Below are 16,915 nucleotides of genomic sequence, written 5' to 3' on the forward strand. Positions count from 1 at the left end.
CGCTGTGAAATACTTCAGTGGGTAGGGGTAGGGCTTAGAACAATCCGAGCTGGCCGGCGGCGCGGACGGCCTGCTCGCCCTCGCCGTAGCGGTCGGACATCTTGAGGATCGACCAGATATGCCGGTCGGAGTATCCATAGCGAACGGCCAGGACGGAAACGGCCTGCACGGCGGACGTATCGCGCGTGAGACGGTCGAACGTCTGCCGGATATCCCGGTAGATGTACTCCACCAGCGCATCGCGGCAGCGGGGGATGTAGAGCGATTCGCCACCGAAGTGGCGAACCATGGCCGTCGCTGCATCCGGGCCGACCACTTCGGCCAGGGCCTCAAACTTGGCTTCACCCAGGCGGGTTTCCCGCTGGGGGACGGCAAAGGTCGTGCCGCCGAGCTGGCGCACCAGCTCCGAAGTGGCGCGCAGGCCGATGACGGCAATCAGCGTCTGCGCAGCGGGCGGCAGTAGGCCCGCAACTTCGGAAAGATCAGTGGAGCTGGCGGCAAGCTTGTTCACGGATAGGCCCGTCCATGTCGGTTTGCGTCGATAGCCAGCGCGGCGATCAGCTTGGAAAGCGCCTGCTCATCGCAGAATTCCAAGGCATCCACCTTGGCAATGCGTTTGACCATCACGTCCAAATACTTGCGGTCGCGGCCGGCGGCGGATAGCTGCGCGGTGAGCTTGGCCAGCAGGCGCTGGCGAGACTGGCCAACACGGTCCAGCCTTTGGCGGCTTTGCGACTTCACGCCCAGGCGGGCGAAGTGGTCCAGCACGCGGCGCAGCTCCACAATGTCCATGTCCTTGCAACTGGCCTTGCCTGTCTGCGCGTGCAGCATCGTGCGGTAGTCGTCATCGTCCATCCCCGCCTGCGCCTTGAGTACGTGGATGGTGGTGATGGCGCGCTTGCGCTCGTTAGCGCGTTGGGGGATCGGGCTACGCATGGGGCCGTTCCTTGGCGTGTTCACTTTCCAGCACCGCCGCATAGCCCACGCCGACCAGCTCCACGTTCTCATTGTTCGCCAGGAAGTGGCGAAGCATGACGCGCGCGGAATTCCAATGGTGCGAGTAGACGGTAAGGGTCGAGTCTGCGCCCATCTTCTTGGCCAGGCGAATCCCGACCTGTTTGACCAGCGCTTGGCGCTTGGCCGGCGGGTACAAGCGGACCAGGCTCGGGCGCATAAACCGCCTACGTTCTTCGCAGTCATCCAGGACCTGGCTGGCATGCATCCAGCCATTGACGAATACGCGCAGGACATACTTGAGCGCGCCTACTTCCGTCACAGCGACGGTTACGCGGAATCCATCGCACCGCAGCGCCACGCGACCCCACGGCAAGCCCAGCTCGGCCTTGATCTTCTCAACATCGTCTTTCGTGAATTTCGCCACGTTCTATCCTCTACTGGCCGACTGCGGCCCGTTCTGCCTGGGTGCGCTTGCGTCGATGGTTGGCCAGGTACGCCTGGCGTTCGGGGTCTTCTTTGTCGCAGGCTCGGCAGCGCGAGCGGGGCCGGCCTCGATCCATAAAGAAAAACTCGCCATCAGCCGGCCAGAAGCACTTGCAGCCTGCGCATCGAATTTCGCGGCCCAGCTCTGTTTCCATGCTTTCACGCATCGTTTCCTACTCCAGAAGTTGCCGGGGCCGCACACACCCCGCCCGGCCAGGGTCCTGAACCGCGCACGTTTACCCGCGTGCGCCCGTCGACGGCTGACGGTAGGTCGGGGCCAAGGGCATACGGGCGCGTCAGAGCGCCGCGAAGTCCAGAGGGATAGCCACGTACTCGTCAGAGCCTTCCGCGCGCTCATAGAAGCGGATATAGGGCTTGCTGCCATCCACGCGCACGCTATCGCTGATGGCGGTCATCGCGCGCTGCCACTTCTCGTCCTTGATTTCCAGGCGGCGCAAGCCCAACACGCGGCCCGTGTTGATCTGGCCTTCCTGGTCGACGCGGAAAGCGTCGTTGACCAGCACTTTGATTTCGTCGCGGCTGCCCTCGGACCAATCCATGATGCACTCGTCAATCAGCGCCTTGGCGGCCTGCAAGCGTTCATCGAACGCCAGGCGCTCCTGCACCTGGCGCACGACCTTGTAGCGGCCGCTGTAGCTGGTGAGCGTGACATTGCCTTTCTTGCCGCCTGCCTTGACCCCGTACTGTTCCTGGCTGATAGCAACGAACGATTCCACGTCAGCGAAAACGGAGCCTTTGAGCCGGGCCAGGTTTGCGTTTTCTTCCTTGACGGCGGCAATCATGCGTTCAATGGTCTGGTCGCGCAGCTTGTCGATGTCGCTAACCATGGACTCGGGGACCAGGCTACCGTCTGCGCGTTGGCGGTAACCGCTCGGGATGGAGGTGTTCATGCAGTTTCCTTTCTGCTTAGTGGTAAGAGGGGGCTTCGGGCGGGGTGCCTCGGCCGCTGGTGACTTGAAAGGCGCAGCCGTTCCAGGGCAGCAGCTTGTGGCCCATCTGCGTGGCCGCATAGCTCACCATCTGGCCTTGGGCACGCTCGGAAATGTGTGCCATCACATACAGCGAGCGGGCGATACCTACGCTGGCGCCGTAGTTCCCATAGATTTGAAGCGGCGTTTCTTCGGGCTGTTCGGGGTGTTGCAGTTGGAAGAAGGCTTGCACGCACTCATCAAGCTGCGGCGTCCATTGGCCAGGTTCTTCGGTGAGCTTTTCGTACATGGCGCGGTGGGCCGGTTGCGCGGCCTGCGCAGTGTCATTGGGGTTGGCTTGGCTATTCATGAATCCGTCTCCTGTCGATTACTGCGGTGTCGTCCAGAGGACACGCACACCAAACACCGATGCGCTATGCCGTTGCGTTGCTGCGTTGTGGGTACTGCCGCCCGCCTCGCTGATAAGCCGTTCGGCCTGGTGGGGCAAGATCGGGCCGAGGTCGACCACCGGGGGGCCGTCGTCGTTCGGGGCCACGTCCTGGTCCTGGATACGCAAGCCAAGCTTGCGCAGCTCGCGGCACGCCGCATTGATGGTGGCAAGGCGCGCCTGGATATCCAGGGTGAGGATGGCGGGCTTGTGGATGGCGCTTTCCCGGAACAGGGATTGATCGCTGACCATGCGCGAATCGTTCGCTGCGTTCATCATTGGAATTCCCCGATGATCTCGGTTGAGGGTGTTGCCTGCTGGTGTACGTACTTGGCGCGATGCGGGCAGCCTTGGCATGCACGCCAGTGGCGCAGCTCACGCGGGTTGTTGATAGGCGGCGATTCCCGGTCAGCATGTCCACGGCACTCTGCGCCGGTGATGACAGTGGCCTGGCCATGAAACTCGGTCAGGAAAGGGCAATGCACCTTCGTGAACGCCTGGATAGCCTTTTCCGCCAGCTTGGCCACGCTGGCCTTGCCGGTGCCGTAGGGGCCGCATTGGTTGATGACCTGCGACAGGGCAGAGCGCGAGCAATTCATGCGCTTGGCTGTCTCGGTGATGTTGGATGCCTGGACCTCGGCCCGGACTAAATCAAGCCACGACGCCATATTCGCGTTCCTCATTCGGGTCATAGACGCAGTCCTTGCCGCGTCGGGTGGGGGCCAGCGGGCCGGTGTCCCGCACCAGCAGATACCGCTTAAAGCCGTTGCTGGTGGGCTTGCTGCCAGGCTCGCGCCGCATGTCGGTCAGGTAGCCGGTGGCACGCAGCGCCCGCAGGTATTTCTGCACGTTGTTGGTCGCGCACTCGATTTCCTGGGCGGTCGCGTTGCCATCGCACAGCAGCGCCACAACTTCCGGTACGGAAGCCTTTTGACGGATGCGCAGCAGCCGCCATACCTTTTCCCGCAGTGAGCCGGCCGTGTTCCTGGGCTTACCGCTAGGCCCCTTCGGGCCGCTCTTGAGGTTGGCCCCGGCTTCCAAGGCAATGCGCCCTTCGTTCGTCAGACGAAACTTGCCGGGCTTTACCTTGCCGTCGCTGTAGGTCTGCCGGGCAAGGTAGCCATGCGCCACCAGCTTGTCGCAGGCATTGGAGACTTGCTTACGCTCCAGCTCGGATTCGCGCACGATGTCGTCCAGCTTGACCTGGTCGGTGGCGTCGACCAGACGATGCAGCGCGGCCATGACCGCCTGAGAGGTCCATACGTGACTCATGCAACCCTCCCCGGCACGCGCGAGCGGCGACCCTGCCAGTCGTGGCACAACGGGATGTCCTTGACGTGTTCGCCCCGGACCTCGGACAGGCCGTTGGTGACGGCCAGGCGCTCGATAGCGGCAATGCCGTTCATGACAAGGCGCATGCGGCCTTCCGATTGCCGATGCAGTTCTGCGATGACGGCGTCAGCAATCTTGACCTCGGCCAGTTGGCGGGCGGTCAACAGCACGTCCTGCTGCGTCAACGGCTGGAAGTGAACGACCTGCGCCACGCGGCTGGATATCTGCGGGTAGCGCGCAATGCGGCTTTCAATAGTCTCCATGCCGACCAGCACCACCAGGACCTCGGTGAGGTCGGAGATATCGCGCACGCATTCCAGGATGGACGCAGTAGTGCGCACGGTGAATTCCGCCTCATCAATCACGATGGGGGTTTGCCGCTGGGCGACATGGCCAATGATGCGGGCTTGCACTTCCTGATTGCGGCCGCTGTTGGACAGCTTCAAGGTGTCGGCCATCTCCGTCAGCAGGCCGCGCTTGGTCCACGTCTCTTTGGCGCGCAGATAGATGGCGTTGGTATCCATGGCGAAGCGGTCGACCGTCTCGCTCTTGCCCAGCCCGGCCGGGCCGGTGACAAGAAGGATAGATGCCTCGCGCGCGCCGCGCTGTTCAACGGCCTTGACCGCCTCCATAAAGCGCACGTAGTTGGTGTTTTGGACAAAGGCTTTTTTCATGGGGTAATATCCTCCTGACTCTTGCAAGTCAGTTTTGCCGGCCCGGTTGGTGTTCCCGCACCTTCCGGGCCATTTTGTTAAGACCTCACGCAACCCTGCGTGAGGCGCTGTTGAAACGGTTCAATTCCTGTTCGTCGTCGTCGGTCCAGTCCAGACCCAGCAGCTCGTAACGCTGCGCGAACAGGGCATACCCTTCCGGGTCCGCGACGTAGTCACGCAGAAATTGCTGATCTGATTCGGACCAGGCCGTGCGGCCTTCGGCCTTGAGCCATTCGTAGCGCTCCGAGGGATTGCGGAACGCTGGGCGCGCTGCGACCTGGTCGCGCTGCCCGTGGTGCAGTTCAATGGCCTGCACTTCAAGGGGTTGCTCCAGGCGCTGCGCGTCGTAGGACGCAACAAACTGCGCGGTCTGCGTGGGGTTGTTTTCCAGCACCATGGGACCGCCGTGCAGCTCGTCGCGCACTTCCGTAAGCTTGTCCTCTAGGCGGCGCGCACGTCCCTCTGCGCGCTTGCGGCTGGCGCGATCCAGGAAGCTTTCCGGCATGAAATCGCGGCGGTTGCCATCCAGTTGCGCCTTGCACAGCAGGACGCCATCGGCGTCGTATACCCACACCTGGCTCGGGTCGTGAATATCGAAACCGACATTCACGCCCTCGGCGTGGTACTCGGTCAGCTCATGCGAGAAATAGATGTTGTTGAACAGACGGATTTCGCCGCGCAACACTCGGCATTGCTGCTGCGGCCGGAACAGATGATCCGTTTCCGCCGGCTGTAGCTGGACCAGGTCAGCCCCTTCCTGTACGCCCTTATTCCACGCTTCATTGGGCGTCATGTGACGGCGCTTGCCCGATACGGAATCAGCCACCATCGGCAAGCCACGGTGCGGCCGGTCGTTGTATTGCGCGACCTGGTCAGCGGCAAAAGCCACGAAGTCCGGCCAGGTCATCAGGGCGCGACTTGCCCCCAGGCGCTTCACATCGCGCCGGGTAAGCTTGTGGACCTTGTTGCTCGCCTCGGCGTCCATGTCCTTGCCGATGTACGTGGGCAGCTCTTTGGCGGCGCGGACCCAAATGGATTGATGCGCCCGTTCGATGATGCCGCGCGCCTGCGAGTTGTAGGGCAGGGAATGCGTTAGCGTCGTGCCAAGGCGCGACAGTAGGCCGGTGCCGGGTCCGCTAATCATGGCGTTGATATAGCCCGCGCCTCGGTCGACATAGAACACGCTAGCGATGCCGCCGTTTTGCGTGGCGACTCGGAGCGCGTCCAGGACGGCAAGGCCGGATTCGGCCAGGTCCGTCGACCAGCCCAGGGCTTTGCGCGTTGCCGTGTCCAGGACGGTCGTGATTTCCGGGCGGAACGGACGGCCGTGGCGCGGGTGCGCCACCTCGGCGTCGAACGCGTGACCGTCCGCCATGTAGATGTCACCAGGCCAAAGCTTGGACGTATCGCGGCGCACGAACGGTTTGATGGCCTTTATCTCGCGCGGCCCCATGCGGCCCTGTTCCACGGCCACATTGCCCATCTGCCCAATGAATCGGCGCAGGGTGTCATAGCTGGGCGGCGTTACGCCTTTAGCAAGGTGCGCAGGCAGTTGGTCATGGACCCAACGAAGCGATGGCTTTTGCGGGCGCTGGTAGAGCTTCAGGACGGTTTCCGCCCAAGGGGCCGCGACCTGGCGCAGCCAGTTTCCACGCCTAGCCTGGCCAGCGTCGGCGGGTGCCAACAAGTCAACGGCATTCGGCCGCGTTAAATCGAACTTCGACAGCCACCGGTAGACGGTGGCGCGGGTCAACGTGCGCGACGTTCCCGCGCGGTTGTTGGCAACCGGCAGCAGTCGAGCCAGCGCATCCGGCAGTTGGTTGGCTTGGGCCGCACTGACCATTTTTTGAACGGCCCGATCCATACCCAAGTCCTGAGCGTCCCTGTGTACGCATTGGAGAATTGCGGCGCGGGCCTCTGCGACCTGCCGCTGATGCCCGGTGAGGGCAGAGCCTGGAAGCAGGTCCGACTGGGGCTGTTGTGTAGGCTGTTCGCCCTGTTGGGACCGCTTCGTCTGAATCGCTGCCACAACGTACAGAGGCGGGGTGTACAGGCGAACTACACCGCCGGCACCGCCTCCATTCTTGGACGCCTTTTCCTCACGATACGGCCAGCCCTCGCTGAGTGCGCGCCGGGTAACGCCGCGCTCTGTCTGAGGCAACGACGGAAGCGCCAGGCGGGCAATGTCTGATGCAGTGAGCGATGGTGTCATTGCAGGTACTTTCCGGGCCAAAGGTCAGAAAGGGGCAGCGCGACCACTTGCGCGATGTAAGAGGCAATCCGGCGGGACTTGCCGCGCCCGTGGATGATGTGGGAGACGGCCATACGGGAAACATCCAGCTTCACCGCTATTGCGGCTTGGGAGTGGCCTGCTTTCTTGATCGCTGCTTGAATATCCGCTGGGTGCATAATTCAACATAGAAACTTGATTAGTTGAGCTATTCTGCTCGGAATTACGAGAACCGTCAAACGGAAAATATCGCTATGGCGAGCGAAGACGAAGACATAGGCGCACGGATCCACGGTGTACGAAAGGCTGCGGGCCTTAACCAGCAAGGCTTTGCGGCCAGGTTGGGCACCTCATCGGGTCACATAAGCGAGCTGGAAACGGGAAAGTCCGTGCCTGGCGGAAAGTTTTTGCTCTCGTTAAAACGAGAATTCCGCATTGACATCGACTGGCTTCTGACGGGTGAAGGCGAGAGACCGGCGGCGTTGCTTTCCGAGGACGAGCGCATCCTGGTGGAGCAATTCCGGCATACGTCTAAGGCGGGGCGGGATGCCTTGTTACAGACTGGCGCGGCGCTCGCTGAAGGGTCCAAGATCAAGAGACGCAAGGCCGCTTAGTTGGCCTTGTCAGTTCAACAAGTAAATCCGGCATCTATTTTTCTTGTTCGTCAGTGATACTTGATAGTCGTTTCCTAATTGCTTTATCGATCAACGCTTTATGATGTTTTTTCTCGCATTGGCGATCCGTTGCAGTAGTTCGCCAGTGTTCGCTAGGGTGGCGAACCCAATTTAAGGAATCCTGATGAAAAACGGTCTCTGTATGGCTGCGGTTGTGGCATTGGCTGTCGGAGTTGCATTGCCGGCGCTTGGGCAGGGCATGGCCACGTTGCGCACGGCCTCAGACGTGCGATTCATCACGGACGACGCCGTGACATCATCCAAGGCCTGGAATGCTGCGGAAACGAAGGCTGCGGCCGGAGAAGTGCTGGGCGCGTTAAACGGGGCTGAGGCGACGCTTAAGCGGGCCATCTTGGAGAAGGACACAGCCTTTTTCACTGGCGCGGGGCCTGCGTACGTGGAGCGGACCTGGTTGATGCAGACCGCCGAGCTTGTTTCACCAGTGCTAGGCATCCAGCAGCATGGCGCGCGCAATCCGTTGGTCGCGCCGCTCCAGCCTTGCAAACAGGCCTCGCTGGAGCTAGCCACGGTGTTTAACGGCTATCGCACAGCATTGCTGGAACGGCAGACCCTCACCGACGCGCAAACGAACCCGGTAGTGGTGGCAGCAGCGCGAGCCTACGACCAAGTCATGGCGGAATGCCGCCGGGTCGTCGCAAATACGTAAAGCGACCGCAGCCAGTCTCAAAGAGCACGCGTTTTTTCTCAAACTCGCCGCGTTCTGGCTTGCCTAGTCTCAAATGTACGAAATGCGAACTGGCCTGCTAGATTGTTGATTTGTAATGAGGTTTTCGCAGAAGCCTCAATCGGCGTTCGTCTCAAACTGCGCACCTCCCCACAGCGCGCCGAAATGCGGGGCGAAATGGTTTTACGATTGACGTCGAGTCACCCGTAACGCCCTGGCTCCGGCCGCGCACTTCTCATGCCTTCCCAAACGACGCCCATCGATGCCAGGGCCGCCTTTGAACTCGTGTTCGGGCTGCTGCAGAAGATCTCCTGGATCATCCATGACGCCTCGGCGCCGCCGCCGGAGCTCGCGGTCATCAAGCGGCATCAGGCGGACGCCGTCAACGTGATCCTGTGGATCTGTGAAACCGGCGACCTGACGGGCTGGCCTCCCAGGACGCCGCTCGACACGCGGGCCACGGCCTCGTATCTGCTGATGGATCTCACCTTCCGCCTCCTCGATCCCGCCTCGCCGCTGTCGGCGCGCACCTGGGCGGTCCCCGCCGGCCAGCCGGCGCATCGGCAGGCGCTGCACATCGTGCGGCACGAAGTACAGCGCAGCAAGCCCGTCACCGCCGCCGACCTGGCCCGATTCCCCGCGCGCGCCTGATTTGCGAGAATGGGGCCTCAGCCGGATACTCCCGCGTCCGGTCCTTCCGCCACCGCCCCATGCGATCCAACCGTTCCCTGCCTGCCCTGGTCTCGCTGCGCGCCTTCGAGGCGGCCGCCCGGCGCCTGAGCTTCAGCCTGGCGGGCGAGGAGCTGTTCGTCACCCAGAGCGCCATCAGCCACCATATCCAGCGGCTGGAGGCGGAGCTGGGCGTGGCGCTGTTCGAGCGCCGCACCCGCGCCGTGGCGCTGACGCCGGCCGGGCAGGCCTATTACGAGCGGGTCCATGCGGCGTTCGCGCTGCTGCGCCAGGGCACCGACGAGATCCGCGCGCCGGCCGCCGCGCGCCACACGCTGCGGGTCGGCCTGCTGGCGTCGTTCGCCACGCGCTGGCTGGCGCCGCGGCTGCCGGACTTCGCCGCCGCCCATCCGGACATCGACCTGCAACTGCTGCCCGACATCGGCCTGGCCGACGTGGCGGGCGGCGAAGTCGACGTGGCCATCCGCTATGGCCGCGGCACCTGGCCGGGCGTGCGGGCGCGCCGGATCATGGCGGAGCGGCTGTCAGTGGTCTGCGCCCCCGCGCTGGTGGCGGGCCGGCGGCGCCTGCGCACGCCGGCGGACCTGCTGCGCCATCCCTTGCTGGTCTCGCACACCCTGCATCCGTTCGAGTGGGACACCTGGTCGCGCCATCATGGCCTGGATCTGGGCCGCGCCCAGACCGTGCACCTGCACGACTACAACATCGTGGTCGAGGCGGCGCTGGCGGGGCAGGGCCTGGCCATGGGGCGCCACCGCATGATCGCCGCGCAACTGACCAGCGGCGCCCTGGTCGAGGCCTTGCCGGGCACCACCCTGGACGATCCGCGCATCGGCTGGTGGTTCGTGAGCCCGCGCGGCAAGGCCGATGCCGCCGCCCAGGCGTTCCAGGCGTGGCTGATGCGGGCCGCGGCGGACGACTGACGCATTACTTTTACTCATACGTGGTTCGCAATAATTGATTGGTCAGGCGCGGCGCGCGCCGATAGCATGGGGATCACCCTTCCCACTCCCGTTTCACAGGTGACTCCATGACCCGTACGATCTCCGGCCGCGTGGCCGAACTCGGCCTTGCGCTGGACCCCGCGGCCGCGCCCGCCGCCAATTACGTCCCCTTCGTGCAGGAGGGCAATCTGCTGTACATCTCCGGCCAGATCTCGCGCGCTGGCGGCAAGGCGGCGTTCCTGGGCCAGCTGGGCAACCAGATTTCCGAGGCCGACGGCGTCGCCGCCGCGCGCCTGTCGGCGCTGGGCATCCTGGCGCAGATCGCCGCCGCCACCGGCGACCGTCTCGACCGCGTGGCGCGCGTGGTGCGCCTGGGCGTGTTCGTCGCCAGCACGCCGGACTTCAACCGCCAGAGCGCGGTGGCCAACGGCGCCTCGGACCTGATGGTCGAGGTGTTCGGCGACGCCGGCCGCCATGCGCGCAGCGCGGTCGGCGTGGCCTCGCTGCCGCAAGGCGTGGCGGTGGAAGTGGAAGCGGTCATCGCGCTCACCCCCGCCTGATGCCGCGGCGCCGGGCCGCCGCCCGGCGCGACTTTCCTGGAATCGCCATGCCCGCCGTCCTGACTCCCGCCGTCCTGGAAGCGCTGCGCGCCGCCACGCCCGGCACGCGCACCACCGTCCACTTCAACCACGCCGGCGCCTCGCTGCCGTCCGCCGCCACCCTCGACGCCATCCAGGCCCACCTGCGGCGCGAAGCCGAGCAGGGGCCGATGGAGGCGGGCGTGGCCGCCCGCGCGACGACCGAGCAGGCGCGCCTGCTGGCCGCGCGCCTGCTCAACGCCCAGCCCGACGAGATCGCCCTGACCGGCGGCAATTCGCCCGGCTGGGGCGCCGCTTTCGCGGCCCTGGGGCCGTGGCGGGCGGGCGACCGCATCCTGGTCGGACGCCATGAATGGGGCGGCAATCTCTCCGCCATGCGGCTGACGGCGCAACGCGCCGGCGCCACGATCGAAACGATTCCGTCGGACGACAGCGGCTGCGTCGATCCGGCGGCGCTGCAGGCCATGCTGGACGAACGGGTGCGGCTGATCGCGCTGACCTGGCTGCCCGCCAACGGCGGCCTGATCAATCCGGCCGCCGCCATCGGCCGCGTGGCGCGCGCCGCCGGCGTGCCGTATTTCGTCGATGCGGCGCAGGCCGTGGGGCAATTGCCGGTGGACGTGGCCGAGGTCGGCTGCGACGTGCTGAGCGGCGCCGGGCGCAAGGCCCTGCGCGGTCCGCGCGGCACCGGCCTGCTGTATGTGCGGCGCGACTTCCTGCCGCGGCTGACGCCGGCGTTCGTCGATACCTATTCGGCGCCGCTGGCCGCCGACGGCCAGCCGCAACTGCGCGCCGACGCGGCGCGCTTCGAATCCGCCGAGGCCTCGCTGGCGCTACGCTGCGGCCAGGCCAACGCGCTGCGCGAAGCGCTGGATATCGGCCTGGAGGCCATCCGCGCCCGCATCGACACGGTCGCCCAGGCCCTGCGCGCAGAACTGGCCGCCATTGCCGGCATCGAAGTGCTGGACCAGGGCCGCGAGCGCTCGGGCCTGGTGTCGTTCAACCTCGCCGGACACGAAGCCACCGCGGTGCAACGCGCCCTGGCGACGCAGGGCATCATCATCGGCAGCAACGGCGTGCCGTACACGCCGCTGGACATGAACGCGCGCGGGCTGGCGCAGATCGCGCGCGCCTCGGTCAGCTACCTGACACGCGACGACGAGATCGACCGCCTGCTCGATGCGCTGCGTGTCCTGGCGCGCCAGGGCGGCTAACGTCCGTCACCGCCCCGGTCAGCCGTGGCGGGAGCGCTTCACGCCACGGCCCGGCGCGCGAACGGCGTCCACTTGGTGAAGACCAGCAGGTTGCCGAACATCACCAGCGCCAGGCCCAGCAGCGCGGCGGGCGTCCACTGGTAGCCCTCGGCGAAGGTCGACACGCTCAACGCCACCACCGGGAACAGCACGGTGCAGTACGCCGCGCGCGCCGGCCCCATGCGGCCCACCAGCGTCAGATAGGCGGTGAAGCCGATCACGGACCCCGGAATGGCCAGGTACACCAGCGCGCCGACATAGGCCGTGGACGTGTCGAAGCGGAACGGCACGCCGGCGATCAGGCAACCGGCCAGCAGCACCGCCGCGCCGTACAGCATGCTGTAGGCATTGCCGGTAAGCGGCCGCAGGCCCGCGCGCTGCTGCAAGGACGACAGCATGTTGCCGGTCGAGAAGCAGAACGTGCCGAGCAGCGCGAAGCCCAGGCCCAGCAGGGTCTCGTGGCTGGCCTGCTGGCCCGCCAGTTCGGGCCAGAACAGCAGCACCAGTCCGCTGAATCCCACCACGCCCGCGACCATCACGCGCGGCGCGATGCGGGTGCCGAACCACAGCCGCGCGTTCAGCGCATTCCACAGTGTCGCGGCCGAGAACACCACCGACACCAGGCCACTGGGAATCCACTGCGTGGCGGTGTAGAAACAGAGGAAGTTCAGACAGAACAGGCACAGCCCCTGGCCCAGGCACAACAGATGCCCGCGCCGGTCCATGCGCTGCAGTTTGCGCGTCAGCAACAGGGCGGCGAACAGCACCAGCCCGGCCAGCGCGAAGCGGTAGAAGATGGAGACGGGAATGGCCACCACGCCCAGCTGGAGCTTGATGGCGATCCAGGTGGTGCCCCAGATGATGACGGTCAGGAAATACAGGAAGAGATTCACTTTCGGACGCTCGGCAGGGCGAAAAAAGACATGGGATCGGGGCATGCGAAAAAGCGCTGCCCTGTCGCGCAGTCTGCACCCGCGCGAGCCGCGAAAATTGCCGGTTCTTGCGGTTTTTCTTGGTTCGCGCGATCCACGCGCGCAAGGATCGCAGTAGCATTTCGGTTCCATGGGCACCACCGCATCGGCTCCGTCCGACTTCTCCGTTTTCCGCACGCTGTCCGCGTCCACCGCGACGCTGGCGCGCGCGGCCTCGCTGGGCGAGGGCATCGCCATTTCGCAATGGGGTCGCAGCGCCCACGAGACGCTCGGCTACGACATGCCCGGGCATCACACGCTGTCGCTGTACCTGCATGGCGGCGAGAAATCGTTCCGCGTCGGCAATCCGCTGCACGGCGGCGCCGGCAAGTTCTGCGTGCTGCCGGCCGAGCACTATTCGCGCTGGTGCATGAACGACACGGTGCACTTCCTGCATCTCTACATCGCGCCGGAGCGGCTGGCGCGCGAGGCCGTGATGCGGCTCGACTGCGAACCGCGCTCGCTCGAACTGCGCGACCGCACCTACATCCACGACGACTCGCTGACCGACGTCTGCCGGGCCCTGCTCGACACCGACTGGAATGCGCCCGCCGACCGCCTGGCCGCCAGCAGCGCGGCCGAGACGGTGCTGCATCACCTGCTGCTGCAGGGCGTGGCGCGCAAGGCCGCGCCACCGGCCCGCGGCGGCCTCGCGCCCGCGGTGCGCCGGCGCGTCATGGACTACGTCGACGCGCATCTGGCCGAGCCCTTGACGCTGGACCAGCTGGCCGGCGTAGCCGCGCTGTCCACCTACCATTTCGCGCGCATGTTCCACGCCTCGTTCGGCGAACCGCCGCACGCCTGGGTGCGCGCCCGCCGCCTGGCGCATGCGCGCGGCCTGCTGGCGGCCGGCAAGGGCGACCTGGCGGGCATCGCGCAGGCCGCCGGGTTCGGCAACGCCAGCCACCTGTCGCGCGTGTTCCGCGACGCGGTCGGCGTGACGCCGGGCCAATACCGCGCCGCCCGCCGCGGCCACTGAAGCGCCGGCCCAGCCGGCGCGCCCGGTCTACAATGGCGCACCGCCCTTCGCGGCCTTGATCGCCTGCCCCGCCCGCGATGCCATCGCCGATTACCCGCGACGTTTCCGCTGTCCCCGACGCCTCCCGCCCCTTGCCGCTGCGCGCGCATTGGCTGGCCGAGCTGATCCGGCTGCGCGAAGCGCATTGGGGCCCGCTGGAAGACGCCGCCGTGGTGCGGCAGGTGCGCCAGCTGGACGTCGCGCTGCCAGACCGCATCCTGGCCCGCGCGCAGCACCTGGCGCAACGTGAAAACCTGGCGCCGCTGGTGGACGGCTGGCGCCGCAGCGCCTGGGCCGTGCTGGCCGTGTTGCTGCTGCTGGCGCTGCTGTCCGGCGCGGGCGTGGCCGCCAGCGCGCTGGGCGACGGCGCCCGTCCCGTCAATGTGCTGTGGGCGCTGGGCGCCTTGCTCGGCCTGCACGCGCTCACCTTCCTGCTGTGGCTGGCCAGTTTCCTGCTGACGCCGGCCGCGATGACCCCGCTGGGGCGCCTCTGGCTGTGGGCCACCCGCAAGCTGGCGCGCGGCCCGGACAGCGCGCTGGTGCCGCAGGCCCTGCTCAACCTGCTGGCCCGCGCCGGCGCGCTGCGCGGGCTGTTCGGCGCGGTCAGCCACGGCCTGTGGCTGGCCGGCCTGGGCGCGGCGCTGGCGACCTTGCTGGCGCTGCTGACCACCGCCAGCTACCGCTTCATCTGGGCCACCACGCTGCTCGCGCCCGACACCTTTGTCTGGTTGACGCAGGTCGTGGGCTGGCTGCCCGCGCACCTGGGCTTTCCGCTGCCCGACGCCGCCATGGTGCGCGCCAGCGACGGCGTCCAGGCGCTGGGGGCCGACGCGCAGGTGCAGTGGTCGTGGTGGCTGATCGGCGTGCTGGTGACCTACGGCATCCTGCCCCGCCTGGTGGCGTGGCTGGCATGCGTCGCCGTCGCCCGGCGCGCCTTGCGCGGCCTGCGCATCGATCCCGCGCTGGCCGGCTACGCGGCGCTGCGCGACCGGCTGGAGCCGCCGGCCCAATCCACCGGCATCGACCGCCCGGTCGACCCGCTGCACCAGCCCCGCGTCGAATCGGCGATCCCGGCGGCCATGGGCGGCCAACCCGTGCTGCTGGGGCTGGAGCTGCCGACAGACCTGGACTGGCCGCCCGCCGGCCTGCCCGACGCCATCCGCATGGCCGGCAACCTCGATACCCGCGAGCAACGCAATCGGCTGCTGGACGCGCTGTCGCAAGCCGCCGCCTCGCGCCTCCTGATCGCCTGCGACGCGCGCCAGACGCCCGACCGCGGCACGCTGGCGCTGATCGCCGAACTGGCCGCGCATGCCGGCCAGACCCGCGTCTGGCTGCGCGCGCCCGCCGCCGCCGACAGCCGCGAACCCGTCTGGCGCGAGCGCCTGGCGGCCCTGGGCCTGGAGGCCGGCGCCATCATCGGCCCCGGCGGCGCGCCGCTGGCCTGGCTGGAGCATGGCGATGCGTGAGCCGCTCATCAGCATCGCCGTGGTCGGCCACACCAACACCGGCAAGACCTCCCTGCTGCGCACGCTGACGCGTGACACCACCTTCGGGGAAGTGGCCGACCAGCCCGGCACCACCCGTCACGTCGAGGGCGCGCGCCTGCGGCTGGACGGCCGTCCGGTGCTGGAATGGTTCGACACGCCGGGCATGGAAGACAGCATCGCCCTGCTCGAGTACCTGGAACGCCTCACCCAGCCCGGCGAACGGCTCGATGGACCGGCGCGCATCCAGCGTTTCCTCGACACCCCGGAAGCGCACGGCCGCTACGAGCAGGAAGCGCGCGTGCTCAGGAAGATGCTGGACTGCGACGCCGCGCTGTACGTGGTCGACGCGCGCGATCCGGTGCTGGGCAAGCATCGCGACGAACTGGCCATCCTGGCTGCCTGCGGCCGCCCCTTGCTGCCGGTGCTGAACTTCGTCAACGCGCCCGCGCACCGCGCCGGCGAATGGCGCGACGCGCTGGCGCGCCTTGGGCTGCACGCGGCGGTCGAGTTCGACACCGTCGCGCCGCCGCTCGATGGCGAACAGCAGCTCTACGCCAAGCTCGGCGTGCTGCTGGACCGTCACGCCGGCACCCTGGCGCAACTGGCCGACAGCCTGGCGCGCCAGCGGCGCGAACGCCACGAGGCGGCGTGCGAGCTGCTGGCCGATCTGCTGGTCGACGTCGCCGCGCTGCGTTTGACCAGCGCCAGCGACGAAGCGGCGCTGGCCGCGACCGCGCAGCAACTGCGCCAGCAGGTGCGGCAGCGCGAACAGGCCTGCGTCAGCGCCTTGCTGGCGCTCTACAACTTCCGCTCATCTGATTTCGACGACGACGCGCTGCCCCTGCAGGGCGAACGCTGGGGCATGGACCTGTTCCATCCGCAGGCGCTCAAGGACATGGGCGTGCAGGTCGGCATGGGCGCGGCCGCGGGGGCCATGGCCGGCGCGGCGGTGGACCTGCTCAGCGCCGGCCTGAGCCTGGGCACCGGCATGCTGATCGGCGCCGCCGCCGGCGGCCTGTGGCAGGGCGTGGAAAAGCTCGGCAAGCGCGTCGCCGGCAAGCTGCGCGGCTGGCGCGAGATCAGCGTCGACGACGCCGTGCTGCGACTGCTGGCGCTGCGCCAGCGGCAATTGATCGACGCGCTCGAACGCCGCGGCCATGCGGCCCGCGCGCCGCTGCGGCTGGACCGTCCCGATGACGATGCGCTGCGCAGCGGCCCCTTGCCCGAGGCGCTCAAGGAAGCCCGCAGCCGCCCCGAATGGTCGGCGCTGGCGCCTGGCCACGAAGACAGCGAACGGCGCAAGCAGGTGGTGCGCGAATTGGCGAAAGCAAGCAAGTACTAACCCCAATCCAAACCGATTGACGCTTAAACGAATCGCTCTATAAGATTCGTTTTGCATCGGTGCGGTCCATCCCGCCATGACAATCACAAGGGGTTGGATCTATCGTGAACCGCCTTTCCTCGTAGCAGCAACGCCATGCCCCGGCTCCCCGTGGGCC

General features: G+C 66.8%; 21 protein-coding genes. 9 read left to right on the forward strand and 12 right to left on the reverse strand.

Annotated features, from left to right (window positions below; translation table 11 throughout):
- Positions 1 to 34: 34 nt before the first annotated feature.
- The 11 genes from AOZ53_RS24755 to AOZ53_RS35265 all read right to left on the reverse strand — a co-directional run bounded on the left by AOZ53_RS24755 (position 35) and on the right by AOZ53_RS35265 (position 7,271).
- Positions 35 to 511: a Mor transcription activator family protein gene (locus AOZ53_RS24755; RefSeq protein WP_054489736.1), complete on the reverse strand. Its 477-nt coding sequence runs from the start codon at positions 509 to 511 to the stop codon at positions 35 to 37.
- Complete coding sequence (locus AOZ53_RS34810) at positions 508 to 936, reverse strand: regulatory protein GemA (RefSeq protein WP_054489738.1); 429 nt, start codon at positions 934 to 936, stop codon at positions 508 to 510. Before AOZ53_RS34810 ends, AOZ53_RS24755 begins: the two co-directional genes overlap by 4 nt.
- Entirely contained in the window at positions 929 to 1,381 is a 453-nt protein-coding gene (locus AOZ53_RS34815; protein WP_054489740.1) for a hypothetical protein, read from the reverse strand. The genes AOZ53_RS34810 and AOZ53_RS34815 overlap by 8 nt, the downstream gene beginning before the upstream one ends.
- A 355-nt stretch (positions 1,382 to 1,736) precedes the next feature.
- Positions 1,737 to 2,351 (reverse strand): DUF3164 family protein, encoded by a 615-nt coding sequence (locus AOZ53_RS24770; RefSeq protein WP_054489742.1) that lies wholly within the window; start codon positions 2,349 to 2,351, stop codon positions 1,737 to 1,739.
- A 16-nt stretch (positions 2,352 to 2,367) separates the two neighbouring features.
- On the reverse strand, positions 2,368 to 2,739 hold the full coding sequence (locus tag AOZ53_RS24775) for a hypothetical protein (protein WP_054489744.1): 372 nt from the start codon (positions 2,737 to 2,739) through the stop codon (positions 2,368 to 2,370).
- 18 nt (positions 2,740 to 2,757) lie between these two features.
- Entirely contained in the window at positions 2,758 to 3,096 is a 339-nt protein-coding gene (locus AOZ53_RS24780; RefSeq protein WP_054489746.1) for a hypothetical protein, read from the reverse strand.
- Positions 3,093 to 3,485 (reverse strand): hypothetical protein, encoded by a 393-nt coding sequence (locus AOZ53_RS24785; protein WP_054489748.1) that lies wholly within the window; start codon positions 3,483 to 3,485, stop codon positions 3,093 to 3,095. The genes AOZ53_RS24780 and AOZ53_RS24785 overlap by 4 nt, the downstream gene beginning before the upstream one ends.
- Entirely contained in the window at positions 3,469 to 4,089 is a 621-nt protein-coding gene (locus tag AOZ53_RS24790) for a hypothetical protein (protein WP_156333506.1), read from the reverse strand. The genes AOZ53_RS24785 and AOZ53_RS24790 overlap by 17 nt, the downstream gene beginning before the upstream one ends.
- Positions 4,086 to 4,823 (reverse strand): AAA family ATPase, encoded by a 738-nt coding sequence (locus AOZ53_RS24795; RefSeq protein ID WP_054489751.1) that lies wholly within the window; start codon positions 4,821 to 4,823, stop codon positions 4,086 to 4,088. Before AOZ53_RS24795 ends, AOZ53_RS24790 begins: the two co-directional genes overlap by 4 nt.
- Before the next feature lie 85 nt (positions 4,824 to 4,908).
- Positions 4,909 to 6,726 (reverse strand): Mu transposase C-terminal domain-containing protein, encoded by a 1,818-nt coding sequence (locus tag AOZ53_RS24800; protein ID WP_197286519.1) that lies wholly within the window; start codon positions 6,724 to 6,726, stop codon positions 4,909 to 4,911.
- 344 nt (positions 6,727 to 7,070) lie between these two features.
- Positions 7,071 to 7,271: a helix-turn-helix domain-containing protein gene (locus AOZ53_RS35265; protein WP_054489755.1), complete on the reverse strand. Its 201-nt coding sequence runs from the start codon at positions 7,269 to 7,271 to the stop codon at positions 7,071 to 7,073.
- A gap of 24 nt (positions 7,272 to 7,295) precedes the next feature.
- Between AOZ53_RS35265 and AOZ53_RS24810 the strand changes: the two genes are divergently transcribed.
- From AOZ53_RS24810 to AOZ53_RS24835, 6 genes are all read left to right on the forward strand, one after another.
- The gene (locus AOZ53_RS24810) at positions 7,296 to 7,706 is read left to right on the forward strand and encodes a helix-turn-helix domain-containing protein (RefSeq protein ID WP_231690681.1); all 411 of its coding nucleotides are present in this window, start codon (positions 7,296 to 7,298) and stop codon (positions 7,704 to 7,706) included.
- A 184-nt stretch (positions 7,707 to 7,890) separates the two neighbouring features.
- Positions 7,891 to 8,433 carry a hypothetical protein gene (locus AOZ53_RS24815; protein ID WP_054489758.1) on the forward strand — a complete coding sequence of 181 codons (543 nt, stop codon included), beginning with the start codon at positions 7,891 to 7,893 and terminating at the stop codon, positions 8,431 to 8,433.
- A 255-nt stretch (positions 8,434 to 8,688) separates the two neighbouring features.
- Complete coding sequence (locus AOZ53_RS24820) at positions 8,689 to 9,102, forward strand: hypothetical protein (RefSeq protein ID WP_054433705.1); 414 nt, start codon at positions 8,689 to 8,691, stop codon at positions 9,100 to 9,102.
- A gap of 59 nt (positions 9,103 to 9,161) precedes the next feature.
- Positions 9,162 to 10,064: a transcriptional regulator GcvA gene (gene gcvA / locus AOZ53_RS24825; RefSeq protein ID WP_054489759.1), complete on the forward strand. Its 903-nt coding sequence runs from the start codon at positions 9,162 to 9,164 to the stop codon at positions 10,062 to 10,064.
- 107 nt (positions 10,065 to 10,171) lie between these two features.
- Entirely contained in the window at positions 10,172 to 10,645 is a 474-nt protein-coding gene (locus AOZ53_RS24830; RefSeq protein WP_006392307.1) for a RidA family protein, read from the forward strand.
- A gap of 47 nt (positions 10,646 to 10,692) precedes the next feature.
- Entirely contained in the window at positions 10,693 to 11,898 is a 1,206-nt protein-coding gene (locus AOZ53_RS24835; RefSeq protein ID WP_054489761.1) for an aminotransferase class V-fold PLP-dependent enzyme, read from the forward strand.
- A gap of 38 nt (positions 11,899 to 11,936) precedes the next feature.
- Here the strand turns inward: AOZ53_RS24835 and AOZ53_RS24840 are convergent, their stop codons facing one another.
- Positions 11,937 to 12,830 (reverse strand): DMT family transporter, encoded by an 894-nt coding sequence (locus AOZ53_RS24840; RefSeq protein ID WP_054433700.1) that lies wholly within the window; start codon positions 12,828 to 12,830, stop codon positions 11,937 to 11,939.
- 169 nt (positions 12,831 to 12,999) lie between these two features.
- Here AOZ53_RS24840 and AOZ53_RS24845 point away from each other — a divergent pair, with 169 nt between their 5' ends.
- The 3 genes from AOZ53_RS24845 to AOZ53_RS24855 all read left to right on the forward strand — a co-directional run bounded on the left by AOZ53_RS24845 (position 13,000) and on the right by AOZ53_RS24855 (position 16,758).
- Positions 13,000 to 13,887, forward strand: coding sequence for a helix-turn-helix domain-containing protein (locus tag AOZ53_RS24845; protein ID WP_054433698.1), 888 nt, complete (start codon positions 13,000 to 13,002; stop codon positions 13,885 to 13,887).
- Between the two features lie 77 nt (positions 13,888 to 13,964).
- Positions 13,965 to 15,395 (forward strand): DUF2868 domain-containing protein, encoded by a 1,431-nt coding sequence (locus tag AOZ53_RS24850; protein WP_054433696.1) that lies wholly within the window; start codon positions 13,965 to 13,967, stop codon positions 15,393 to 15,395.
- Positions 15,388 to 16,758, forward strand: coding sequence for a GTPase/DUF3482 domain-containing protein (locus AOZ53_RS24855; protein ID WP_054475249.1), 1,371 nt, complete (start codon positions 15,388 to 15,390; stop codon positions 16,756 to 16,758). Before AOZ53_RS24850 ends, AOZ53_RS24855 begins: the two co-directional genes overlap by 8 nt.
- Positions 16,759 to 16,915: the final 157 nt, after the last annotated feature.

Origin of the sequence: Achromobacter sp. 2789STDY5608621 (assembly GCF_001299375.1) — a bacterium.
Taxonomy (GTDB): domain Bacteria; phylum Pseudomonadota; class Gammaproteobacteria; order Burkholderiales; family Burkholderiaceae_B; genus Achromobacter; species Achromobacter insuavis.